The organism is Spirillospora sp. NPDC127506 (assembly GCF_040302145.1).
Taxonomy (GTDB): domain Bacteria; phylum Actinomycetota; class Actinomycetes; order Streptosporangiales; family Streptosporangiaceae; genus Spirillospora.
In genome coordinates this window covers 100582-121687 of the sequence record NZ_JBEORG010000018.1, presented here as the reverse complement: position 1 = coordinate 121687, position 21106 = coordinate 100582, and the positions used below count along the sequence as shown (strand labels likewise).

The 21106-nt window shown below is 73.8% G+C and carries 23 protein-coding genes, 1 tRNA gene and 1 other RNA gene; 13 read left to right on the top strand and 12 right to left on the bottom strand.

What is annotated here, in order from left to right:
* Positions 1–29 precede the first annotated feature (29 nt).
* The 5 genes from ABTW95_RS18995 to ABTW95_RS18975 all read left to right on the top strand — a co-directional run bounded on the left by ABTW95_RS18995 (position 30) and on the right by ABTW95_RS18975 (position 4046).
* Positions 30–302 (top strand): hypothetical protein, encoded by a 273-nt coding sequence (locus ABTW95_RS18995; RefSeq protein WP_396446404.1) that lies wholly within the window; start codon positions 30–32, stop codon positions 300–302.
* Positions 303–325: 23 nt separating this feature from the next.
* Positions 326–469, top strand: a complete 144-nt coding sequence (locus tag ABTW95_RS18990) for a hypothetical protein (protein ID WP_396446405.1) — start codon at positions 326–328, stop codon at positions 467–469.
* A gap of 49 nt (positions 470–518) precedes the next feature.
* Positions 519–1289 carry a MerR family transcriptional regulator gene (locus ABTW95_RS18985; protein ID WP_396446406.1) on the top strand — a complete coding sequence of 257 codons (771 nt, stop codon included), beginning with the start codon at positions 519–521 and terminating at the stop codon, positions 1287–1289.
* An 18-nt stretch (positions 1290–1307) separates the two neighbouring features.
* Positions 1308–3071 (top strand): S9 family peptidase, encoded by a 1764-nt coding sequence (locus tag ABTW95_RS18980; protein WP_500226931.1) that lies wholly within the window; start codon positions 1308–1310, stop codon positions 3069–3071.
* A gap of 138 nt (positions 3072–3209) precedes the next feature.
* Complete coding sequence (locus ABTW95_RS18975; RefSeq protein ID WP_500226930.1) at positions 3210–4046, top strand: hypothetical protein; 837 nt, start codon at positions 3210–3212, stop codon at positions 4044–4046.
* Between the two features lie 27 nt (positions 4047–4073).
* Here ABTW95_RS18975 and ABTW95_RS18970 read toward each other — a convergent pair whose 3' ends face one another.
* From ABTW95_RS18970 to ABTW95_RS18960, 3 genes are all read right to left on the bottom strand, one after another.
* A complete protein-coding gene (locus ABTW95_RS18970) occupies positions 4074–4742 on the bottom strand; it encodes a TetR/AcrR family transcriptional regulator (protein WP_396446410.1) in 669 nt (222 codons plus the stop codon).
* 115 nt (positions 4743–4857) lie between these two features.
* On the bottom strand, positions 4858–5922 hold the full coding sequence (locus ABTW95_RS18965; protein ID WP_500226929.1) for an aspartate-semialdehyde dehydrogenase: 1065 nt from the start codon (positions 5920–5922) through the stop codon (positions 4858–4860).
* Between the two features lie 212 nt (positions 5923–6134).
* The gene (locus ABTW95_RS18960) at positions 6135–7409 is read right to left on the bottom strand and encodes an aspartate kinase (RefSeq protein WP_396446412.1); all 1275 of its coding nucleotides are present in this window, start codon (positions 7407–7409) and stop codon (positions 6135–6137) included.
* Positions 7410–7796: 387 nt separating this feature from the next.
* Here ABTW95_RS18960 and ABTW95_RS18955 point away from each other — a divergent pair, with 387 nt between their 5' ends.
* Positions 7797–8246 (top strand): iron chaperone, encoded by a 450-nt coding sequence (locus tag ABTW95_RS18955; RefSeq protein ID WP_500226928.1) that lies wholly within the window; start codon positions 7797–7799, stop codon positions 8244–8246.
* A 9-nt stretch (positions 8247–8255) separates the two neighbouring features.
* Here ABTW95_RS18955 and ABTW95_RS18950 read toward each other — a convergent pair whose 3' ends face one another.
* Positions 8256–11036 (bottom strand): ATP-binding protein, encoded by a 2781-nt coding sequence (locus ABTW95_RS18950; protein WP_500226927.1) that lies wholly within the window; start codon positions 11034–11036, stop codon positions 8256–8258.
* A gap of 115 nt (positions 11037–11151) precedes the next feature.
* On the opposite strand from ABTW95_RS18950, the gene ABTW95_RS18945 reads away from it, so the two are divergent.
* From ABTW95_RS18945 to ABTW95_RS18935, 3 genes are all read left to right on the top strand, one after another.
* Entirely contained in the window at positions 11152–11610 is a 459-nt protein-coding gene (locus ABTW95_RS18945; protein WP_396446415.1) for a pyridoxamine 5'-phosphate oxidase family protein, read from the top strand.
* Between the two features lie 116 nt (positions 11611–11726).
* Positions 11727–12089: a hypothetical protein gene (locus ABTW95_RS18940; RefSeq protein WP_396446416.1), complete on the top strand. Its 363-nt coding sequence runs from the start codon at positions 11727–11729 to the stop codon at positions 12087–12089.
* A gap of 187 nt (positions 12090–12276) precedes the next feature.
* Positions 12277–12630 carry a hypothetical protein gene (locus tag ABTW95_RS18935; protein WP_396446417.1) on the top strand — a complete coding sequence of 118 codons (354 nt, stop codon included), beginning with the start codon at positions 12277–12279 and terminating at the stop codon, positions 12628–12630.
* A gap of 36 nt (positions 12631–12666) precedes the next feature.
* Here ABTW95_RS18935 and ABTW95_RS18930 read toward each other — a convergent pair whose 3' ends face one another.
* From ABTW95_RS18930 to ABTW95_RS18920, 3 genes are read right to left on the bottom strand one after another with little or no spacing between them, the layout of a single operon-like run.
* The gene (locus tag ABTW95_RS18930) at positions 12667–13236 is read right to left on the bottom strand and encodes a DUF5063 domain-containing protein (RefSeq protein WP_396446418.1); all 570 of its coding nucleotides are present in this window, start codon (positions 13234–13236) and stop codon (positions 12667–12669) included.
* Positions 13229–13828 carry a recombination mediator RecR gene (gene recR, locus ABTW95_RS18925; RefSeq protein ID WP_396446419.1) on the bottom strand — a complete coding sequence of 200 codons (600 nt, stop codon included), beginning with the start codon at positions 13826–13828 and terminating at the stop codon, positions 13229–13231. The genes ABTW95_RS18930 and recR overlap by 8 nt, the downstream gene beginning before the upstream one ends.
* A 30-nt stretch (positions 13829–13858) precedes the next feature.
* Positions 13859–14245: a YbaB/EbfC family nucleoid-associated protein gene (locus tag ABTW95_RS18920; RefSeq protein WP_396446420.1), complete on the bottom strand. Its 387-nt coding sequence runs from the start codon at positions 14243–14245 to the stop codon at positions 13859–13861.
* Between the two features lie 195 nt (positions 14246–14440).
* On the opposite strand from ABTW95_RS18920, the gene ABTW95_RS18915 reads away from it, so the two are divergent.
* The gene (locus ABTW95_RS18915; RefSeq protein ID WP_396446421.1) at positions 14441–15019 is read left to right on the top strand and encodes a sugar O-acetyltransferase; all 579 of its coding nucleotides are present in this window, start codon (positions 14441–14443) and stop codon (positions 15017–15019) included.
* Between the two features lie 16 nt (positions 15020–15035).
* Here ABTW95_RS18915 and ABTW95_RS18910 read toward each other — a convergent pair whose 3' ends face one another.
* Both ABTW95_RS18910 and ffs read right to left on the bottom strand, forming a co-directional pair.
* Entirely contained in the window at positions 15036–17159 is a 2124-nt protein-coding gene (locus ABTW95_RS18910; protein WP_396446422.1) for a DNA polymerase III subunit gamma and tau, read from the bottom strand.
* A gap of 38 nt (positions 17160–17197) precedes the next feature.
* An RNA gene (gene ffs / locus ABTW95_RS18905) (signal recognition particle sRNA small type) lies at positions 17198–17293 on the bottom strand.
* Positions 17294–17352: 59 nt separating this feature from the next.
* Between ffs and ABTW95_RS18900 the strand changes: the two genes are divergently transcribed.
* A complete protein-coding gene (locus tag ABTW95_RS18900; RefSeq protein ID WP_396446423.1) occupies positions 17353–17697 on the top strand; it encodes a DUF952 domain-containing protein in 345 nt (114 codons plus the stop codon).
* A gap of 10 nt (positions 17698–17707) precedes the next feature.
* Positions 17708–17795 (top strand) — tRNA-Ser (locus ABTW95_RS18895).
* 62 nt (positions 17796–17857) lie between these two features.
* Here the strand turns inward: ABTW95_RS18895 and ABTW95_RS18890 are convergent.
* Positions 17858–18214 carry a DUF4242 domain-containing protein gene (locus ABTW95_RS18890; RefSeq protein WP_396453950.1) on the bottom strand — a complete coding sequence of 119 codons (357 nt, stop codon included), beginning with the start codon at positions 18212–18214 and terminating at the stop codon, positions 17858–17860.
* Between the two features lie 159 nt (positions 18215–18373).
* Between ABTW95_RS18890 and ABTW95_RS18885 the strand changes: the two genes are divergently transcribed.
* Complete coding sequence (locus ABTW95_RS18885; RefSeq protein ID WP_396446425.1) at positions 18374–18682, top strand: type II toxin-antitoxin system VapB family antitoxin; 309 nt, start codon at positions 18374–18376, stop codon at positions 18680–18682.
* A gap of 6 nt (positions 18683–18688) precedes the next feature.
* On the opposite strand, the gene ABTW95_RS18880 is transcribed toward ABTW95_RS18885, so the two are convergent.
* Both ABTW95_RS18880 and ABTW95_RS18875 read right to left on the bottom strand, forming a co-directional pair.
* Entirely contained in the window at positions 18689–19942 is a 1254-nt protein-coding gene (locus tag ABTW95_RS18880; RefSeq protein ID WP_396446426.1) for a CynX/NimT family MFS transporter, read from the bottom strand.
* A 341-nt stretch (positions 19943–20283) separates the two neighbouring features.
* On the bottom strand, positions 20284–20982 hold the full coding sequence (locus ABTW95_RS18875) for a FadR/GntR family transcriptional regulator (RefSeq protein WP_500226926.1): 699 nt from the start codon (positions 20980–20982) through the stop codon (positions 20284–20286).
* Between the last annotated feature and the right edge of the window lie 124 nt (positions 20983–21106).

Sequence of the window (21106 nt, the reverse complement as noted above, 5' to 3'; positions counted from 1 at the left end):
GAGGCCCCTCCGCAGGAAGAAGGCACACGATGTCGAACACGCCGACCCTCACCTCGATGACGACCTCCGACCTGGCAGAGATCCTGTTCTGCAGCGGGCTGCAGCAGTCCGACCGCCCCTCCGCCGAGCGGGTCCGCGCGGCGATCGCCGACCGGATCGGCGCCTGCGGCGGGGACCGCACCGTCTGCCTCGCGCTCGTCGCGCAGGAGGCGGGCGACCACCCCGAGATCTACAGCACCCGGATGCGCTGGGCGCTCAGCACCGTGTCCGAGGCGTACCCGGAACTGGCCACCGCCGCCTGACACTCCGACAGGGAGATCTTTCAATGCGTTCACCGTTCACCGACCGGCGCGAGGACATCCTTCCCCGCACCCTCCGCGACCTGCTCGCCGTAGACCCGGCCCCGGCGTCGAAGGAGCGGCGGCGCCGCCGACAACGCAGGATCAGGACCGCGCGGCGGGCCCCGTGACGGCCGGCGCAGCACGCGATCGGCTCCGCCCGCGAATATGCTGGCGCCCGTGAGCGAAGAGCCGACGGAGGGCGAAGAGCCGGCGGAGGACCGTCCCGGCGGCGGTGGCCGCGAGTACCGCATCGGCGAGCTCGCCTCGGCGGCCGGCGTCCCCGTCCGGACGCTGCGCTACTACCAGGAGCGCAAGCTGCTGCCGCCGCCCCGCCGCGAGGGGCGCATCGGCCTCTACTCCGAGGACCACCTCGCCCGCCTCCGCATGATCGGGAACCTGCTGGAACGCGGGCACACCCTGGAGGGCATCCGGGAGCTGCTGGCGGCGTGGGAGCAGGGCCGCGACATCGAGGCCGTCCTCGGCGTGGAGAAGGCCGTGACGGCGCCGTGGTCGAACGAGGTCCCCGTCACGATGACGCTGGACGAGCTGGCGGCGCTGTTCCCCGGCGAGGTCGGCCCGGACGCGGTCGAGCGGGCCGTCGCGCTCGGCCACATCGAGGTCGACGGCGACCGCGTCACCCACTGGAGCCGCCGCCAGCTCGAGGCGACCGTGACGCTCGTCCGCGCCGGGGTGCCGCTCGACGCGGTGCTGTCGGCCGGGCAGGAGCTCCAGCGCAGCATGGACGACCTCGCCGCCATGTTCGTCCGGCTGATCACCACGCACGTCGTGAAGAGCATCGAGGACCACGACCTCGCCGAGCTGACCGACACGCTCGCCCGGCTGCGGCCCGGCGCGCAGGTCACGGTCGAGGCGGGGTTCGCGCGCGCCATGGACCGCCAGGTCCGCGCCGCGATCGACCAGCTGCTGGGCCGCCTCACCACGTCCTGAGGTCGGGATACTGGGGGCATGGTCGACGACGAGCGCTGGAAGGCGCGTTTCCGGGCCGCCCGGATGAGCCTGCCCCGATGGGCGCGTGACGCCCCGCACCGCAGCATCTACCGGTCGAACGCGACCGGGACGTGGGAGATCTACGCGTGGGACCGGGAGACCGGTGCGCAGCGGCAGATGACCGATCGCCCCAACGGAACGTGGATGGGCGCCATCGACCCGTCCGGCGAATGGGTGTGGTGGTTCGCGGACACCGACGGAGACGAGTTCGGCGTCTGGAACCGCGTCCCGTTCGAGGGGACGGAGAGCGAGCCCGCCGTTCCCGGGCTGGAGCCGTCCTATCCCTCGGGGCTGTCCCTGGGCCGCAGCGGGCTCGCCGTCGTCGGGCGGACGACCGAGCAGGGCAACACCATCCACCTGTGCCGCCCGGGGGCGGAGCCAGAGGTGCTCTACCACCACGCGGAGGACGCCCACGTCGCCGCCCTCTCGCGCGACGAGACCCTCATCGCGATCGGCCACAGCGAGCACGGCGACAGCCGGCACATGGCGCTGCGCGTGCTCCGCCCGGACGGGTCCACGGTCGCCGACCTGTGGGACGGCCCCGGCAAGGGCGTCTACGGCGCCGGGTTCTCCCCGGTCGACGGCGATCCGCGGCTGCTGGTCGACCATGAGCGGCGCGGCCGGGACGAGATGCTCATCTGGGATCCGGTCGCCGGGACCGAGCGCGAGATCGTCCTCGACCTGCCCGGAGAGATCGGCGCCGGCTGGTACCCGGACGGGACGGCCCTGCTGGTCTCCCACTCGCACGAGGCGCGCGACGAGCTGTACCGGTACGACCTCGGCTCCGGGCGGCTCACCAGGATCGACACGCCGCGCGGGGTGATCGGCGGCGCCGACGTCCGCCCGGACGGCACGGTCGAGTTCTCCTGGTCGTCGGCGGCCGAGCCGCCGGTGATCCGCTCCACGTCCGGCGAGGTCGTCCTCACCCCGCCGGGGCCCGCAGCGCCGCCGTCCGTCCCCGTGGAGGACGTGTGGGTGGACGGCCCCGGCGGCCGCATCCACGCGCTGGTCAGCAAGCCGGACGGAGACCGGCCCTACCCGGCCGTCTTCGACGTCCACGGCGGCCCCACGGCGCAGGACGACGACTCGTTCACGCCGGCGGCCGCCGCGTGGGTCGACCACGGGTTCGCGGTCGTCCGCGTCAACTACCGCGGCTCGACCGGTTACGGCTCGCAGTGGCGGGACGCCATCGAGGGCCGCGTCGGGCTCACCGAGCTGGAGGACATCACGGCGGTCCGCGACTGGGCCGTCGAGTCGGGCCTCGCCGACCCGGACCGGCTCGTGCTCACGGGCGGCTCGTGGGGCGGCTTCCTCACCCTGCTCGGCATCGGCACGCGGCCGGACGACTGGAGTGTCGCCGTCGCCGCCGTTCCCGTCGCCGACTACGTCGCCGCGTACGAGGACGAGATGGAGGGCCTCCAGGCGTTCGACCGCTCGCTGTTCGGCGGCTCGCCCGACGAGGTCCCGGACCGCTACCGCGAGTCGTCCCCGATCACCTATGTCTCGCGGGTGCGGGCGCCCGTGCTGATCCTGGCCGGGGAGAACGACCCGCGCTGCCCCATCCGGCAGATCGAGAACTACCTCGGCCGGCTCGCCGAGCTGGGCCTTCCGCACGAGGTGTACCGGTACGACGCGGGCCACGGCTCCCTCGTCGTCGAGGAGCGGATCGCGCAGATGGCCGCGGAGATGAACTTCGCCCGCAAACATCTCGGCATGTCGTGATCTTTCCGGGGGACGGGCGGGACGGCCGCCCGCCCCCCGGTTTACAAGATCGGACCTCGGGCATGCACGGACCGGCCGCTGATCATGACGGCGCGGCCCACCCCCCGGTAATCGAAGATCACCGATGGGGGGAGCACGATGACACGCCCGCGGCACGCCCACGCGCACGTCCGGCACGCCTTCGCCGACCGAATACGGGGCCGGCGCCGCCCGGCCCGCCGCCTCACGGCGCTGGCGATGTCCTTGACCGTCGCCGCCACGACCCTCACCCCCGCCCCGGTACTCGCCGCCCCGCCCGCGCGCAGGGCCGTCCCCACAACGGCCGGGTCGAGCACACCGGCCCCGGACGAGACCTCGTCCGGGCCGAGCGGCGCACCGTCGCCGAAGACGCCGCCGGCTCCTCGTCCGGCGTCGCCCAGCCCGCCGCCTGGCGGCACCCCCACTCGCGACGCCCTTCTCACCCCCGGCGCGCCTTCACAGCAGGAAGGCGCGCCGTCGCCCGCTCCGCCGGATACCGGCGACGCGACGCTGACGTCGGCGCAGGACGTCCCGGAGAAGGGCTCCCTGCCCGAGTTGCCCGAGTCGCTGCGGCTGGAGCAGCGGTTCGCCGAGTACGTGCTGCGCGGCAACGGCATCCGGTGGCGTTCGACCGGGGGCTGCTCCGACCGGACGATCCGCACCTGCACCTCGTTCGAGGGCGTCCGCTGGGGGACGGTCAAGGGCCTGATCGGCTTCGCGAAGTCGAGCGGCTGCAAGGTCACCGTCACCGGCGGCACCGAGCGCGGCCACGCGCCCGGCACCTACAGCCACGCGAACGGCTACAAGCTCGACATCGCGCCCAGCCGGTGCGTGGACCGGGCGATCAAGCGCTACCCGGCCGCGGGCACGCGCGGCGACGGCGCCCGCCTCCACCGCGCACCGGACGGCACGGTGTTCGCCCGCGAGAAGGACCACTGGGACATCACCTTCCGCTGACCCCCGCGGCCGCCGGCCGGGCGGCGGTCAGCCGCGGACCTCGCGGATGATGCCGACCAGCTCGCGCGTCACCGACTTGAAGCCGGGCAGGCGGGACATCGACACCATGCGGTCGACGAGCGGGACCGTCCGCTCGACGAGGAGGTACGTCTTGCGGCAGCCGGGCGAGCTGTCGTGCACCCAGTAGAGGACGATGCCCATCGAGTAGATCCACAGCAGCTCGGGCAGCTCCGCGCGGAACTCCTTGTCGATCTTCAGGTCGGAGCCCTCGACGACCTCGCGGTAGATCGCGACCGCCGACTCGCGGGCCGGGCCGGACTCGGCGCTGAACGGGTTGAGCGGGCTGGTCGGCTCGGCGGCGAACTTGAAGAACTTCCCGGCGAACTCGTGGTACGGGACCATCGTGTCGACGCGGGCCCGCAGCACGCCGAGCAGCCGGGGCGCGAACCCCGTCTCGGTGTCGAGGACGGCCCGGCAGGCGGCGACGTGCTCCTCCTGCAGCTCGTCGTAGTACGCCTGGATCAGCTCTTCCTTGGACCCGAAGTAGTAGTAGGCGTTGCCGACCGAGACGCCCGCCTCCTTGGCGATCGCCCGCATCGTCGTCGCCTCGTATCCGCGCTCCCGGAACAGGCGCAGCGCCGTCTCGACGATCACGGCCCGCGTCTGCTCGGACTTCACGGCCTTCGTCTCGGTCACGCATGCCACCCTAAAGCCCGCGCGCGGCGTCCCGCTCATGCCGCGGGCCCGGCCGCCGCGGCGCGGCCGCGTCCCGGCCGGGACGGCGGCGCGGGCGGCCGGGCGGGACGCGGGCTCAGCCGGCCGGCTCGGCGGCGATCAGCTCGGCCGTCTGCGCGGTGTTGAGCGCGGAGCCCTTGCGCAGGTTGTCCCCGGACAGGAACAGGTCGAGGGCCCGCGGGTCGTCGAGCGAGCGCCGGACGCGGCCCGCCCACGTGGGGTCGGTGCCGGCGACGTCCGCGGGCGTCGGGAACTCGTGCGTCCCCGGGTTGTCGCACAGGACCACGCCGGGCGAGCGGGCGAGGACCTCCTGCGCCTCCCGCTGGTCGGTGCGCTCCTCGAACACGGCGTGCACGGCCATCGAATGCCCGGTGACCACGGGGACGCGGACGCAGGTCGCCGCGACCTTCAGCCCGGGGAGGCCCAGGACGCGGCGGGTCTCGTCGCGCAGGCCGATCTCGTCGGAGGTCCAGCCGCCGTGCTCGTGCGTCCCCGTCCACGGGACGACGTTCAGCGCGAGCGGCGCCGGGAACGGCCCGAGGTCGCCGACGGCGCCGCGGACGTCGCCGGCGCGGTTGCCGAGCGCCCGGTCGCCGCCGACCTTCTCCAGCTGCGCGTGCAGGGTGTCGACGCCGCGCCGGCCCTCACCGGACGCCGCCTGGTAGGACGCGACCACCAGCTCCCGCAGCCCGTACCGCGCGTGCAGCGCGCCGATCGCCACGATCATCGACAGCGTCGCGCACCCGGGGCCCGCGACGATGCCCCTCGGCCGGTCCCGCACCCGCTCGGGGTTCACCTCGGGGACGACGAGCGGGACGTCGCGGAAGGCCCGGAACGCCCGCGACCCGTCGACCGCCACGGCGCCGTGCCGGACCGCGACCGGCGCCCATTCGGCGGCCACCCCGGCCGGGACGGCGAACACCGCGATGTCGACGCCCTCGAAGACCTCCGGGGCGAGCGCCCGCACCTCCTCCCGCCGGCCGCGCACCCGGAGGCTCCGCCCCGCGGAGCGGCGCGATGCGATCAGGCGGATCTCCCCGTACACGTTGCGGCGGGTGGACAGCAGGTCGAGCAGCACGGCCCCGACCGCTCCGGTCGCACCGACGACGGCGAGGGTCGGCGATTCGGAGGCGGAACCCATCGTCGCACGCACATTTTCAGAACTACCGCCGTCCCCGCGCGGTTCCCGAAACCCCCCCATCACCCGCGAACACCCACATACCGGCACCCGCGCGGCGGGCGGGCCGGACGCGGAGGGCCGCGCATGAAGGCCCGCGCATGAAAGACCGCGCCGACGCGAAAGACCGCGCCGCGCCCGGCGGGTCGCCGGGGCGGCGCGGCCCGCGCGGAGGGTCAGCGGCCGGTGCCGCCGTAGACGACGGCCTCGACCTGCTCGGCGTCGAGGTCGAAGGCGTGGTGCGCGGCGGCGACCGCGGTGTCGATGTCGTCCTGGGCGACGACGACCGAGATCCGGATCTCCGAGGTGGAGATCATCTCGATGTTCACCCCGGCGTCGGCGATCGCGCTGAACAGCTTGGCGGTGACGCCCGGGTGGGAGCGCATCCCGGCGCCGATCAGCGACACCTTGCCGATCCGGTCGTCGTAGCGCAGCGACTCGAAGCCGATGCGGTCCTTCAGCTTGTTCAGCGCGGTCAGCGCGCTCTGCCCGTCGGTGGCCGGCAGCGTGAACGAGATGTCGGTCCGCCCGGTGGACGCCGCCGACACGTTCTGCACGATCATGTCGATGTTGATCTCGGCCTCGGACAGCACCGAGAAGATCGCGGCGGCCTCACCGACCTTGTCGGGCACCCCGACCACGGTGATCTTGGCTTCGCTCCGGTCGTGCGCGACACCGGAGATGATCGCCTGCTCCATGTCCTGTCCTTCGATCTCGCTGCTGTCGACGACCCACGTGCCCTCCTTCTGACTGAACGAGGACCGCACATGGATCGGGATGTTGTAGCGGCGCGCGTACTCCACGCAGCGCAGGTGCAGGATCTTCGCGCCGCTCGCCGCCATCTCCAGCATCTCCTCGTAGGAGATCTTCGGGATCTTGCGGGCGGCGGGCACGATGCGCGGGTCGGCGGTGAAGACGCCGTCGACGTCGGAGTAGATCTCGCAGACGTCGGCGTCCAGCGCGGCGGCGAGCGCGACCGCGGTCGTGTCGGAGCCGCCGCGGCCGAGCGTGGTGATGTCCTTGGTGCCCTGCGAGACGCCCTGGAAGCCGGCCACGATGCAGATCGAGCCCTCGTCCAGCGCGGTCCTTATCCGGCCCGGCGTCACGTCGATGATCTTGGCTTTCCCGTGCGATCCGTCGGTGATCACACCCGCCTGGGAGCCGGTGAACGAGCGGGCCTCGTGGCCCAGGTTGGCGATGGCCATGGCCAGCAGCGCCATGGAGATGCGCTCACCCGCGGTGAGCAGCATGTCCAGCTCGCGGCCCGGCGGCAGGGGGCTGACCTGCTTGGCCATGTCGATGAGATCATCCGTCGTGTCGCCCATCGCGGACACGACGACGACCACGTCGTTGCCCGCCTTCTTCGTTGCGACGATGCGCTGGGCGACCCGCTTGACGCCGTCGGCGTCGGCGACGGAGGAGCCACCGTACTTCTGCACGACAAGAGCCACGAGTGGGCGCTCCTCGGATCGGGGTCAGGCGTTCCGGACGACGAGTCTACAGAGGCCCCGCCACTGGATTACGACCAGGTAAAGCGACCGCGCCGTCCGCTCCGGCCCGCCGGTCCGCGCCCGGAGGCCGGCCGGCCGGGATCGTCGCCGGCGAAGAGACGGCCGAGTGAGGCCGGGGTGAAGGCCGGGGTGAAGGCCGGGGTGAGGCCGGGTGAAGGCCGCCCTGGCGGGCAGGCCCTCCTGACGCGGCACCGACCCGGCGTCCGTGGACGTTTCCGTGGTGAGCACGGAGGCGGCCCGGACGCCGGCCGGGGGAGGCTGTGACCACGGCGATCGGCCCGGCGGGACGGTCCGGGCCGATCATGGACGACGACCACGGGAGTGACCATGGCGGACAAGAGCGGCACGTACGAGGGGTTCACGGCCGAGGAGCGGGCCGCGATGAAGGAGCACGCCCAGGAGCGGAAGAAGGCGGCGCGCCGCGCCTCGCAGGCCGAGAAGGCGGCGGAGGCCGCGCGGGACGTGGTCGCGAAGATCGCCGAGATGGAGGGCTCGGACCGGGTCATGGCCGAGCGCGTCCACGAGATCGTCACCGCGAACGCCCCGGCCCTCGCGCCGCGGCTCTGGTACGGGATGCCCGCCTACGCGCTGGACGGCAAGGTCGTCTGCTTCTTCCAGAGCGCGGCGAAGTTCAAGGCGCGGTACGCCACGCTCGGGTTCAACGACGCGGCGAAGCTGGACGACGGCCCGATGTGGGCGACCGCGTTCGCCCTGACCGAGGTGACGCCCGAGGTGGAGAAGCGCATCGCCGAGCTGGTGAAGCGGGCGGTGGGCTGACCGCGGGCGCTACCGGGCGGGCGCGAGCCCGAGCCGGGCGAGGGCGGCCCGCCCGGCGGCGGCGTGCTCGCCGCCGGCGAGGACCAGCGTGCGCGCCGCCTGGTAGCGGCAGCCGGCCGCGTCGAACGCGGCGGCGGTGCCGAGCAGCCGCGGCAGGTCGCCGTCGAGGAGCGCCTCCGCCCGGTCCACCTGGGCGGAGGCGACCGGGTTGCCGGCGACCCGGGCGCGGGCGGCGGCGATGCGGTCGCGGGCGTCGGGGCGCCCGGCGAGCACCGCCGTCTCCGCGCGCAGCGCCGTGTACCAGTGCAGCCAGACCCAGCAGACCCACTTCCACACCCGGTCCGGCGGCGGGGCGACGCGCTCCAGCGCCGCGTCGGCGTCGCCGCGGTGGAGCAGGACCATGGCGTCGAAGACCGCGCCGTAGCCGAGGCGGTGGTCCGCTTCCGGGCCGGACTCGCCGACGATCGCGAGCCAGTCCGCGCGGGCCTCGTCGTCGCCGCGCAACCCGTGGATCATCGCGACGGACGCGGCGGCCGGGCCGGACGACCGCGACCGCAGGCGCCCGCTGTGCTCCCACGCGTCCAGGAACCGCACGCTGGTGGCGAGCGCCTCTTCGGCGCGGCCGCTGAACGCGTCCGCGATGAGCAGCCAGGACGTGGCGTGGTGGCCGGCCTCGGCGAGCAGCGGATGGCCGGCGAGCCGCCCGCCCCACCGGCGAGCCTCCGGCAGCTCGCCCACGCCGACGGCGGTTCCGGCGGCCATGGCGAGGGCGTCCATCAGTTCGTGCGTGCGGGCGGGGGTGCGCGGCCCGGCGGACAGCAGTTCGAGGCGGCGCCGCGCGGCGGCCGCGGCGGCGAAGCCGTCGCCGGCCCAGCTCTGCGCGCCGGACAGCGCGTCCAGCGCGGCCGACTCCGCCTCCGGGTCGCCGGCGCGCCGGGCGGCTTCGACCGCGCGCCGGGCGGCTTCGACGGTCTCCTGCGCGGGGTTGTCCGGGTCGCCCTGGACGGCGCCGAACGCGTCCGCGACCACCGCCGCCTCGGCGAGCGCGACCGCCGCCTCGGCGGCGGGGGCGCCGCCGGCCAGCTTCCGGGCCTCCGCCAGCATGGCGGTCACCTCGTCCACCGGCGGGGTCTGCGCGAACGAGCTGGAGAAGCGGTACGCGACGGTCGCCGCGAACGCCAGGTCGCGGCCGGCGCCGGCGGTGTCCCCGGCCCGGCGGGCGGCCTCCGCGGCGGCGCGGAGCAGGCGGAACATGTCGCCGTCGAGGCTGCGGCACCCGGCCACGGCGGCCGCCTGCCGCAGCGCCTCGGGGGCGGCGGACGCGTCGGCGAGCCCGGCCGCCTGCTCGAACCGCTGCTGCGCCTCGCCGAGCAGGTTGCGGGCGAAGGCCAGCTCCGCCATGGCCGAGGCGAGCCGGTGCGCGTCCGCGCGGTGCTCCGGCTGCTCGGCGGCCCAGGCGAGGGCGGCCCGCATGTCCTCGGCGACGGCGTCGAAACGGGCCCGCCAGTCCGCGCCTTCGGCGCCGGTGAGGGCGGCGGCGCCGGCCAGGCACCAGCCGAGGTGCCGGGACCGGACGCCGGCCAGTTCTCCGGCGCCGGCGAGCCGCTCCGTCCCGTACTGGCGGATGGTCTCCAGCGCGTGGTACCGGGTGCCGGTCTCGGACGGCGTCACGGCGAGCAGGCTCTGCTCGGCGAGCCCGCCGAGCCCGTCGACGACCGCGGCGGGGTCGAGCGGCGCGAACCCGGCGACCTCGGCGGCCGCCTCCGCGGTGAACGGCGCGACGAACACCGAGGTGCGGCGCAGCAGCGCCTGCTCGTGCGGCTCCAGCAGGTCGTGGCTCCAGTCCAGCACGGCCCGCACGGAGCGGTGCCGGTCGTCGGCGCGGGGCCCGCCGGTGAGGATGCGCAGCTGGTCGGAGAGGCCGGCGGTGAGGCCGTCCAGCCCGAGCGTGGACCACCGCGCCGCCGCCAGCTCGATCGCCAGCGCCATCCCGCCGAGCCGCTCGCAGACGGCGACGACGCCCTCGCTCACCGCCGGGCCGAGCGGCCGCCCGACCGCCGCCGCCCGGTCCATGAACAGGGCCACCGCCTCCGACTCCTCCCCGCCCTCCCGGGACAGCGGCGGGACGGGGAAGATCCGCTCGAACGGCACCAGCAGCCGCGCCCGGCTCGTGACCAGCACCCGGAGCCGCGGGCAGGCCGCCAGCAGCCGCTCCAGGAACGGCGCCACCCCGTCGCGGACGTGCTCGCAGTTGTCCAGGACGAGCAGCGCCCGGCGGTCCGCGAGCGCGGCCGGCACCGCGTCGTCGATGCCGCGCCCGGGCTGCTCGCCCACGCCGGCGGCCGCCGCGACGGCCGCGCCCACCCGCCCCGGTTCGGTGACGGGGACGAGGTCGACGAACCAGACGCCGTCCGCGAAGTCGCGGGCCACGTCCTCCGCGACCGCGAGCGCCAGCCGCGTCTTGCCCACCCCGCCCGGCCCGGACACGGTCACCAGCCGGTGCTCCCGCACCGCGGCGGCCAGCTCCCGGCGCTCCCGCGCCCGGCCGATGAACGCCGTCAACGGCGCCGGCAGCGCGGGGGCCGCCGGCTCGGCGCGGGCGGACTCGGCCGCGTGCCGGGCGAGCGCCCGCCGGTCCGGCAACTGCAGCTTGCGCAGCAGCGAGGACACGTGCGACTCGACGGTGCGGACGGAGATGACGAGGCGCGCGGCGATCTCCGCGTTGCTGAGGTGCTCGCCGACCAGCGCGAGCACTTCGGCTTCCCGGGCGGAGATCTCTGAGCTGGACACCGACTCATTGTCCGTAGCGGTCTCCGTGCCCGGCACGGAGGCGGCCCGCCCGCCGGCCGGGACACGCTGGGACGGCGGCGATCAGCCGCATCGGCCCAGCCATCAAGGAGTGACCATGACCGGTCCCGCCGAGCCGCGCCCCCGGGCGCGGCGCCGCCGCGACACCGAGCACCGTCTCGCCCACGACGTCGACGTCTGGGTGGCCAGCGCGTCGCCGGACGGCGCGCCGTACCTGGTGCCGCTGTCCTTCGACTGGGACGGCGAGGCCCTCCTCGCCGCCACCCCGGCGGACAGCCCGACCGGCCGGAACCTGGCCGCCACCCGGACCGCCCGGCTCGCGCTCGGCGGCACCCGCGACGTGTGCATGATCGACGGCGACGTCGAGGTCGTCGAGCCGGCCGCGCTGCCGCGGGAACGGGCCGACCTGTTCGCCGAGCGCACCGGCTTCGACCCCCGCACGCTCGACGCGCCGTACCGCTGGTTCCGCATCACTCCGCGCCGGATCCAGGCATGGCGCGAGGTGAACGAGATCCCCGGCCGGGACCTGATGCGCGACGGCCGGTGGCTCGTCTGACGCCCCCGGATCACCACAAAATGTGATTCACTCCTCACCATCCCGAACACTTGAGCCGAAACGCTCGTCCTAATGCTTCGACAGCGTTGAGATTCGCACCCCCGAAGAGGAGCACCATGGCCGATTCCGTCAAGCTGCAGGTGACCGGTACCCCCGATCAGGTCCGCCCGTTCCTGGAGCAGGTGCTCCAGGCCGAGGGGTTCCGCTTCACCTGGGAGAACCCCGGCGACTGCATCATCGAGAAGGGCAGCCGCACCAAGGCGCTCCTCCTCGGGGCGTTCGCCACGCACTACAAGTACCGCATCCTGCTGCACCCGCAGCAGGACGGCACCCTCATCGTCGACGCCGGCCTGGCCACCACCGGCCTGTCCGGCGGCGCCATCGGCGTCGCCAAGGTCCGCAAGAAGCTGGACGAGGTCGGCCGCGTCCTGAGCGACGCCTTCCAGAACGCCGGCACCCTGCTGAGCCGCGTGGCCTGACCTGCCCCGCGGCCCGACGAACCGGACGGGGCCGCCGCTCGCCGAACCTCCGCGGCGCGGCGCGCGCGGCCTCTTCCGGACGGCTCGCCCGGCACACGGATCATCTCGGCGGACCACCTGAAAGCGGGGCAAAGCGTCTACGTATCGGCAGGGGTCGGCGGGGTGCCGCGGTTCGTCTCGTCCACCGGTGATCCGTTGCGTCCGCGACCCCGCCATGGCGCGGTGCGCCGCGGGGCCGGAGCTGATGGGAGAGCTGATGGGCGCGTTCGACGAGCTGCCGAGGGTCCGCCGGGGGCCGCTGCATTCGCTGTACGCGGCGCTGCGGCGCCGGGCCCCGCAGGTGTCCGCGGCGCGTCCGGAGGACGACGTGCTGCACGTCGCGTACCGGGGGCGGACGGCCCAGGTCGTCTGGGACGACGACCTCGGCGTGTTCGCGTGGGCCTCCGCGGACGGCGGGCGGATCGGCCCGGACGTCGACAAGGCCACCGAGGCGGTCGCCTCGGCGCTGGAGGCGCCGGTCAGCCCCGCCACATGCGGTTAGACCGTCGCGCGTGCGGCTAGGCCGTCGCGGGTCCGGTCAGGCCGTGGCGACTTCCGCGGCCGCCTCCGTGGCGGCTTCGGGGGCGACGTCCAGGCGGGCGTTCGCGACGAAGGCGTGCAGGGCGCGCAGCGCGGCGCCGGCGTGGTTGCCCCAGTGGTTGAAGTAGGAGTACTGCCACCACCAGAGGGCCTCCAGGGGGCGGCCCTGGTTGTAGTGGCGGAGCCCGTGCACGAGGTCGCTGGCGACGTCGACGAGGTCGTCCGACAGGCGGTACGCCGTGGGCTCGGTGTCCTTGTACGGGTCGAAGACCTCGACGTACTCGTCCAGGGCGACGAGCCGCTCGGACAGGCCCTGCCGCACGGAGTCGAGGTCGGGGTCGTCGCCGACCTCCGGCTCCCAGTTGTCCGGGAGGATGACGTCGGCGCTGGCGCCGAGCTGCGCGCCGGCCAGGATGACCTGCGACACTTCGAGGAGGAGCAGCGGGATCGTGTGCGTCCCGCCGTCGCCGCGGGCGACCGCCTCCAGTCCGTCCAGGTAGTTGTCGACGTGGCACGCCACGCGCTCGGCGAGGGCGTTCCAGTCCTGCGGGCTGTTGGTGTCAGACATCGAGCAGCCTCCGTCCTTCGAATGCGCGGCCCAGCGTCACCTCGTCTGCGTACTCGAGGTCGCCACCCACCGGCAGGCCGCTGGCCAGACGGGTGACGGTGATGCCCATGGGCTTGACGAGCCGGGCGAGGTACGTCGCGGTCGCCTCGCCCTCCAGGTTGGGGTCGGTGGCGAGGATCAGCTCGGTGACCGTCCCGTCCGCGAGCCGCCGCATCAGCTCGCGGATGCGCAGGTCGTCCGGGCCGACGCCCTCGATCGGGCTGATCGCGCCGCCGAGGACGTGGTAGGTGCCGCGGAACTCGCGGGTCTTCTCGATCGCGACGACGTCCTTGGACTCCTCCACGACGCAGATGACGTGGGGGTCGCGGCGGGCGTCCCGGCAGATCCGGCACTCCTCTTCCTCGGCGACGTTCCCGCACGTCTTGCAGAAGCGGACCTTGTCCTTGACCTCCTTGAGCGCCTTGGCGAGCCGTTCGACGTCGGCCGGGTCGGCGGCGAGCAGGTGGAAGGCGATCCGCTGCGCGCTCTTGGGGCCGACGCCGGGCAGCCTGCCCAGCTCGTCGATGAGGTTCTGGACCACCCCTTCGTACAACGGACCCCTCCTTTCCCAGATCGTCCGCGCTCAGGCGCCCTGGCCGCCGCCGAGGCCGGGGAAGCCGCCGGGCAGGTCGCCGCCGCCCGGCAGCCCGCCGAGGCCCTGGGCGAGCGGCCCCATCTTCTCCTGCTGCAGTTCCTGCGCCTCGCGGGCGGCGTCCCGGATCGCGGCGAGGACGAGGTCGGCGATGGTCTCCGCCGTGTCGGCCGGATCGCCGGGGTCGATCGCCTCCGGGTCGATCGACAGGCCGACCACCTCGCCCTGCCCGTTGACCGTCGCGGTGACGAGCCCGCCGCCGGCGGTGCCCTTCACCTCGGCCTCCGCGAGCTCGCGCTGCGCGTTGAAGAGCTGCTCCTGCATGGCCTGCGCCTGCTGCAGCAGCTCCTGCATGTTGAGCTGACCACCGGGTTCCACGGTGCACTCCCTCTTCCGGCCCCCGAGGGCCTGCTCTCTGGCGCTCCGCCAGCCGCCGGACGTCGTCCCCCGAGACTACGGGTTCGCGCCATGATGCGGTAAGTACGCCGGTCATGATCTTGGCGGGCGCGGCGCCGCGCGCGGCCCGGGTCGAACAGCGGGGTCCGCACCCGTTTCCTGGGTAGATCGTGATCGATGAGTGATTTCTTCGCCGGGGATCCCCGCGGCAACCGCGAGCGGATGCTCGCCGGTGACCTGTACATCGCCGACGACCCGGAGCTGGAGGCGGCGTCCAAGCGCGCCATCGCCCTGGCCCATCGATACGGGGAGGTCTACGTCACCGACCAGGACGCCGCCCGCGCCGTCCTGGAGGAGCTGCTCGGGTCGATCGCTCCGGACGCCCATATCCGTCCGCCGCTGTACGTCGACTACGGCACCCACATCACCGTCGGGCCGGGCACGTTCGCCAACTACGGGCTCACCGCCCTGGACGCGGCGCCCATCACGATCGGCGCCGACGTGCAGATCGGCCCTCATGTGCAGCTGCTCACGCCGACGCACCCACTCGACCCCGGGCAGCGCCGCGCGAAGCTGGAGGCCGCCGAACCGATCGTGATCGGCGACAACGTCTGGCTGGGCGGCGGCGCCATCGTGCTCCCCGGCGTGACAATCGGCGCCAACAGCGTCATCGGCGCCGGCTCGGTCGTGACGAAGGACGTCCCGCCGGACGTGGTCGCCGTGGGCAACCCGGCCAAGGTGATCCGCTCCCTGTGAACGGCCGCGGCCGGGGCTACTGCGGGTTCGAGTTGTCGATCTCGCGGATGATCTGGCCGCCGAGTTCGCGCTGGATGAGGGCCATGCCGCTCATCTCGGCCTCGGTGCCGTCGGCGTCCGCGTCGCCTTCGGGGTCGACCTCGTCGCTTTCGTCCACCGGCGCGGGTTCGGGGGGCGGCGGAGGCTCGTCCGGCGGCGGAGCCATCGGACCCGGGTCCGCCTGGCGCGCCGGGCCCCCGCCGCTCGCGGGACGCGGGACGGGGTTCGCGGGCCGGGACTGCTGGGAGACGGGCCGCTGCGCCTGCGCCTCCGGCGCGCCACCGAAGCCGCCCGGCGCGGCGCCGCCCGACCCGAAGCCGGACGACTGCGCGGAGCCGAAGCCGCCGCCGTTCCCGCCGGCCGCTCGCCCGCCGCCTCCGGAGCCCTGACCCGGGGGACGTCCGCCCATGGCGCCGCCTCCGCCGCCGACGACGGTCTCGATGCGCCAGTCGACCCCCATGCGCTCTTTGAAGACCTCGCGGAGGACGGCGTCACGTCCGCCGTTGACGAAGCCGAGGCGACGCCCCTCCGCGTCGAAGCCCAGCGTCAGGACCTTGCCGTCCAGCGACACCGGCTGCACCCCGGACATGATGGTCATCCAGGTGGCGCGGCTCTTCTGCTTGACCGCCTCGACGACGTCCGGCCACAGCCGCTGGACGGCCCCGAAATCCACACCCCCGCCGGCACCCTGCTGCCCGGCGGCCTCAGCCGGACCCGCGGCGGGCGCCAGCTGCGCGGCACGTCCCGACGAACTGGCGCGGGGTGTGCTGCGGGTGTTATCCGCAGGACGCTCCTTTGGCGGCGCTGCTGGAGGGCGGGGGTTGTCGCTGGTAGCGGCGTCGCCCTCCGGGGAGGGCGGGGAGTGATCTTCATGCGGCTGAACGGCGCTGCTGACGGCTTGGGTCATGCCCGGGCCGGGCTGGGCGCCCGCGAGGCCGCCCTCGGCCGCTCGGCGCTCCAGGCGGTCCAGGCGGGCGAACATCGACGCCTCGTCCTCGTAGGCCGCGGGCAGCAGGATGCGGGCGCAGATCAGTTCCAGCAGCAGCCGCGGGGACGTGGCGCCGCGCATCTCGGTGAGGCCGGTGTGCAGCAGGTCGGCGGCGCGCGTCAGCTCGCCCGGCCCCATCGAGGACGCCTGGCGCCGCATCGCGTCCAGCTCGTCCGGCGGAACGTTCAGCAGCCCCGTCCCGCCCGCCTCGGGGACGTTCGACAGGATCACCAGGTCCCGGACGCGCTCCAGCAGGTCGGCGGTGAACCGGCGCGGGTCCTGGCCGCTCTCGATCACCCGGTCGACGGCGGCGAAGACGGCGGCGCCGTCGCGGGCGGCGAACGCGGTGATGATCTCGTCCAGCAGCGCGGAGTCGGTGTAGCCGAGCAGCGACACGGCCCGCGCGTACGTGATGCCCTTCTCGTCGGACCCGGCGAGCAGCTGGTCGAGGATCGAGAGCGTGTCGCGGGCGGAGCCGGCGCCGGCGCGCACCGCCAGCGGCAGCGCGGACGCCTCGTAGGGGACGTTCTCGGCCCGCAGGATCTCCTCGACGAGCTCCTGCAGCACGCCGGGCGGGATCAGCCGGAACGGGTAGTGGTGGGTCCGGGACCGGATCGTCCCGATGACCTTGTCCGGCTCGGTGGTCGCGAACACGAACTTCAGGTGCGGCGGCGGCTCCTCGACGAGCTTCAGCAGCGCGTTGAAGCCCTCGCGGGTGACCATGTGCGCCTCGTCGATGATGTACACCTTGAAGCGCGCGGAGACCGGGGCGAAGAAGGCGCGTTCCCGCAGGTCGCGGGCGTCGTCGACCCCGCCGTGGGACGCGGCGTCTATCTCGATCACGTCGATGTGGCCCGTCCCGGCCGGCCCGAGCGCGACGCACGAGTCGCATTCGCCGCAGGGGTCGGGGGTCGGCCCCCGCTCGCAGTTCAGCGACCGGGCGAGGATCCGGGCGCTGGACGTCTTGCCGCAGCCGCGGGGGCCGCTGAACAGGTACGCGTGGTTGATCCGGCCGTTGCGCAGCGCCTGCTGCAGCGGCTCGGCGACGTGCTCCTGTCCTTTCAGCTCTGCGAACGTCGCTGGCCGGTACTTGCGGTACAGCGCCAGACTCATGGGGGTCCGCCCTCCTGGAGAAGCAGAGCGTCACAAGCGAAAAGGACCCCCCGCACACCCGCCAGAGCCTGCTTATCCTTGCTGCCTTCCGGCCCTGGGGAGGTTCACAGGATGACGCCATGCGAGGGGTCTGCCCAGAGTCTATGTCATCCCCGGCCCTGGATTGCCACGCTTCCCGCGTAGTCTCCGCCTCATGCCCGCCTCGACCCGCGACACGCTCCTGCACATCGCCGAACGAACCCACTGGGAATCCGCCCGCGCGTCCGGTGCGCCGTACACCATGTCCACGCTGGGCCGGACGCTGGACGACGAGGGCTTCATCCACTGCTCGTCCGACATGGCCCAGGTCGCCGGCGTCCTCGCCCGCTTCTACACGGGCGTCCCGCGCGAAGACCTGGTGCTGCTGACCGTCGACGTGACCCGGCTGGACGCCCCGGTCCGGTACGAACCCGCCGGTGACGACGTCTTCCCGCACGTCTACGGGCCGATCCCGGTCTCCGCCGTAATTGATGTCAGATCACTGCCCGGAACCCGGTAGGCTTCCCCGTGGAGGATTCGCCTAGTGGCCTAGGGCGCACGCTTGGAAAGCGTGTTGCGTGCAAGCGCTCGCGAGTTCGAATCTCGCATCCTCCGCCACATCGAGGCCGGTGCCCGCGTCGGGCACCGGCCTTTCCATGTCGCGGGCTAGGCGGGCCGGGTCACTGCTCGGCGGTGACGGGGTCGATGACGGCCCCGACCTGGCGGACGTGGTCGCAGGGGAAGCCGCCCCGCGCCGCGTGCTCGCGGATCAGGTCCTCGCTCTCGGCGTTGTACACGCAGAAGAACCGGTCCCCCGCCACGTAGGTCTGGACCCACTGGATGTCGCCGTCCATGCCCTCCCGGACGGCGTTGGAGCGCCGTGTAGTAGAGGGCGGCGCGGTCGGCTTCGTCCAGCCCCATGCGGGACCCCAGGCGGCAGGCCAGCAGGCAGGAGCGCGCCACGTGCTCCATGGGCTGCCCCAGGCCCAGGTCGACGGCCAGGGAGAGCGCGCCCACCAGCTCGGCGAGCCGTACACCGGAAGGACGCGCACCCGTCATGGGCCAACGGTACGCCGCAACTTTGTGACGAACGGCCTGAACTGGGAGGTAACTGGTTTACCGTATGGGACAACTTGAGTGACACATGTTGTTGCGTTGCCTTCTCCGGCCGGAGGACGACGCCGTAGACTCGAAGGGTGATCTTCAAGGCGGTGGGTGACGGAAGGCCCTATCCGGACCACGGGCTCTCGTCCCGTGACTGGGCCAAGATCCCGCCTCGCCAGGTACGCCTCGACCAGCTCGTCAGCACCAAGCGCGAGATGGACCTGCAGTCCCTCCTCTCGAAGGACTCCACGTTCTACGGCGACCTGTTCCCGCACGTCGTCCAGTGGCAGGGCGAGCTCTACCTGGAGGACGGCCTGCACCGCGCGCTCCGGGCGGCGCTGCACCAGCGGCTCGTCCTGCACGCCCGCGTCCTCGACCTGGACGCCGTCGACATGGGCTGACCGGCGTCAGCGCGTGCGGGCCGCCGGCTCCAGCGCGGCGGGAGCCTTCTCCGGACGCGGCCGCGGCGCGGCCGGGCGCACGTATCCGGGACGCGCCGCCAGCAGCCCGAAGGCGATCTCGGGCACGAGCAGCACGAGCAGGAGCACGATCGGGACGTGCCAGCCGCCCGTGGCGTCGTGCAGCACCCCGACCGCGAGCGGGCCGGCGCCGGCGAGGAGGTAGCCGCCCGTCTGCGCCATCCCGGACAGCCCCGCCGCCGCGGACGGGCTCGGCGACCGCAGGCTGAGCAGCGTGTACGCCAGCGGGAACGCGCTGCCGGTGCCGATCCCGAGGACCACGGCCCACGCCCAGCCGGCGGACGGGGCGAGCAGTAGCCCGGCGAGGCCCGCCGCCATCGTGACGGCGACACCGGCGATCACCGGACGCTGGTCGCGCAGCCGCGCGGCGAACACCGGGACCGCGAACCCCAGCGGAATCCCGACGATCATCATGACGGAGACCATCATCCCGGCGGCCGCGGGCGCGAATCCCGCGTCCCGCATGATCTCCGGCAGCCACGACATCAGGACGTAGAACATCAGCGACGTCAGCCCCATGAACGCGGCGACGTACCAGGCGATCGGGGACCGCAGCAGCGTGCCCTCCCCGCGCGGAGCCGGCGCGGGGGCGGCCGGCGCGCGGCGGCCGCGGAGCGCGAGCGGCCCCCACACCAGCACGGCGGCCAGCGACGGGACGGCCCAGACCGCGAGGGCGAGCCGCCACCCGCCCGCCTCGTCCAGCGGCACCGCGAGCCCCGCCGCGACGGCGCCGCTCGCCGCCATGAGCATCATGGCGAGGCCGGTGAGCGACCCCACGCGGGACGGGAACGCGCGCTTGATCACGGCCGGCATGAGGACGTTGCCCATCGCGATCCCGGCACCCGCCAGGACCGTTCCAACGAACAGCGACACCGGCGACTCCACCACGCGCAGCACGATTCCCGCGGTGATCATGACGAGGGACGCGGCGATGGCGGTCTCGGTGCCGAGCCGCCGCGCCACGGCCGGCGCGACGCCGGCGAAGCCACCCAGGCACAGCACCGGCAGCGTGGTGAGGACGCCGACCTCGGCGCCCGACAGCCCGAAGACGTCCCGCAGCTCGCCGAGCACGGGGGTGATCCCGGTGATCGCCGCCCGCAGGTTGACGGTCAGCAGCACCAGCCCGGCCAGCGACCAGACGGCCGTGACGCGGGAAACCGGAGTCGTCGCAGAACTGTTCATCTCACCTTGCTCGTCGTCGCGTCTTCCCGGCGTCGACCGCCGGGCACGTTCCTCTGCACACCGCACGCGTGCGGCGTCATGCGTTTCCACCGGCCGCGGTCTTCGACCGGTCCGCATCAGCCCGTGAAGCCGAGGCGGGCGGCCGGTGTCACGGCCCGCGCAAGCTCGCCGGCGCGGGTGCTTCCATGTGGTCGCAGCGGGGTTCGGGATGGTCAGGGCATACAGCGCGCGTCAGGCTTGCCGCTGCGGGGCTTTGCATCCGCAGCGGCCGTGGCGGTCAGGGCACATGACGCGGGTCGGGTTCGCCGGTTCGGGGGTTGCGGCCGAAGTGACCGCGGTGGTCAGGGCTCATGGCGCCCCTCATGGCCCGGCGGTGCGGTGGAGGCCAGGATCTGGTCGAGGCACGCGTGGGTGGCCCTGGTCGCGGCTTCGGCGTCGCCCGCCTCGACGGCCGCGGCGATGGGGCCGTGGGGGACGTCGGCGTGCTTGAGCAGGACGCCGGCGGCCCCGATGCTGGCCCGGAGCGCGGCGCTGAAGTCGCGGTACAGGTCGGTCAGGACGCGGTTGTGCGTGGCTTCGACGACGGCGGTGTGGAAGACGAGGTCCGCCTCGACGAACGCGGAGTGCTCTCCGGCCGCCCAGGCGGCGTCACGGCGGGCGAGAGCGACCGCGATGGCGGCGACGTCGGCGTCGGTGCGCCGGGTGGCCGCGAGCCTGGCGGCCTCCACCTCCAGCCCGCGCCGCACCTCCAGGATCTCGACGAGCTCCGCCGTCTCCAGGCGCCGCCGGACCGCCCCGGACAGCTCGCTCGTCGCGCGGACGTACGTCCCGTCGCCCTGCCGGCTCTCCAGCAGGCCCGCGTGGGTCAGCGCGCGGACGGCCTCGCGGACGGTGTTGCGCCCGACCCCCAGCGTCTCCGACAGCACCGGCTCCGGCGGGATCTTGGCGCCCACCGCCCAGGCACCGCCGACGATCTCGTCCCTGAGCTGGCCGATCACCTGGTCGACCAGCGACGACCGGCGAGCCGTTCGCAGAGCCATTCGCAACCTCCGGTCAACCAATCATCCTATGTTTAATCGTAAGGCGTGATCGGGTCGGCTTTCTTCCCGCTCCGGGGCGAGATCGGTCACACGTCCCGCTCGGCCGGGCCGTCCACGGCGGGCT

What these genes read in the sequence shown, in the direction of transcription:
- ABTW95_RS18995 (WP_396446404.1), top strand. Translation starts at nt 30, where the DNA reads ATGTCGAACACGCCGACCCTCACCTCGATGACGACCTCCGACCTGGCA.
- ABTW95_RS18990 (WP_396446405.1), top strand. Translation starts at nt 326, where the DNA reads ATGCGTTCACCGTTCACCGACCGGCGCGAGGACATCCTTCCCCGCACC.
- ABTW95_RS18980 (WP_500226931.1), top strand. Translation starts at nt 1,308, where the DNA reads ATGGTCGACGACGAGCGCTGGAAGGCGCGTTTCCGGGCCGCCCGGATG.
- ABTW95_RS18975 (WP_500226930.1), top strand. Translation starts at nt 3,210, where the DNA reads ATGACACGCCCGCGGCACGCCCACGCGCACGTCCGGCACGCCTTCGCC.
- ABTW95_RS18965 (WP_500226929.1), bottom strand. Translation starts at nt 5,922, where the DNA reads ATGGGTTCCGCCTCCGAATCGCCGACCCTCGCCGTCGTCGGTGCGACC.
- ABTW95_RS18955 (WP_500226928.1), top strand. Translation starts at nt 7,797, where the DNA reads ATGGCGGACAAGAGCGGCACGTACGAGGGGTTCACGGCCGAGGAGCGG.
- ABTW95_RS18945 (WP_396446415.1), top strand. Translation starts at nt 11,152, where the DNA reads ATGACCGGTCCCGCCGAGCCGCGCCCCCGGGCGCGGCGCCGCCGCGAC.
- ABTW95_RS18940 (WP_396446416.1), top strand. Translation starts at nt 11,727, where the DNA reads ATGGCCGATTCCGTCAAGCTGCAGGTGACCGGTACCCCCGATCAGGTC.
- ABTW95_RS18930 (WP_396446418.1), bottom strand. Translation starts at nt 13,236, where the DNA reads ATGTCTGACACCAACAGCCCGCAGGACTGGAACGCCCTCGCCGAGCGC.
- ABTW95_RS18915 (WP_396446421.1), top strand. Translation starts at nt 14,441, where the DNA reads ATGAGTGATTTCTTCGCCGGGGATCCCCGCGGCAACCGCGAGCGGATG.
- ABTW95_RS18910 (WP_396446422.1), bottom strand. Translation starts at nt 17,159, where the DNA reads ATGAGTCTGGCGCTGTACCGCAAGTACCGGCCAGCGACGTTCGCAGAG.
- ABTW95_RS18900 (WP_396446423.1), top strand. Translation starts at nt 17,353, where the DNA reads ATGCCCGCCTCGACCCGCGACACGCTCCTGCACATCGCCGAACGAACC.
- ABTW95_RS18880 (WP_396446426.1), bottom strand. Translation starts at nt 19,942, where the DNA reads ATGAACAGTTCTGCGACGACTCCGGTTTCCCGCGTCACGGCCGTCTGG.
- ABTW95_RS18875 (WP_500226926.1), bottom strand. Translation starts at nt 20,982, where the DNA reads ATGGCTCTGCGAACGGCTCGCCGGTCGTCGCTGGTCGACCAGGTGATC.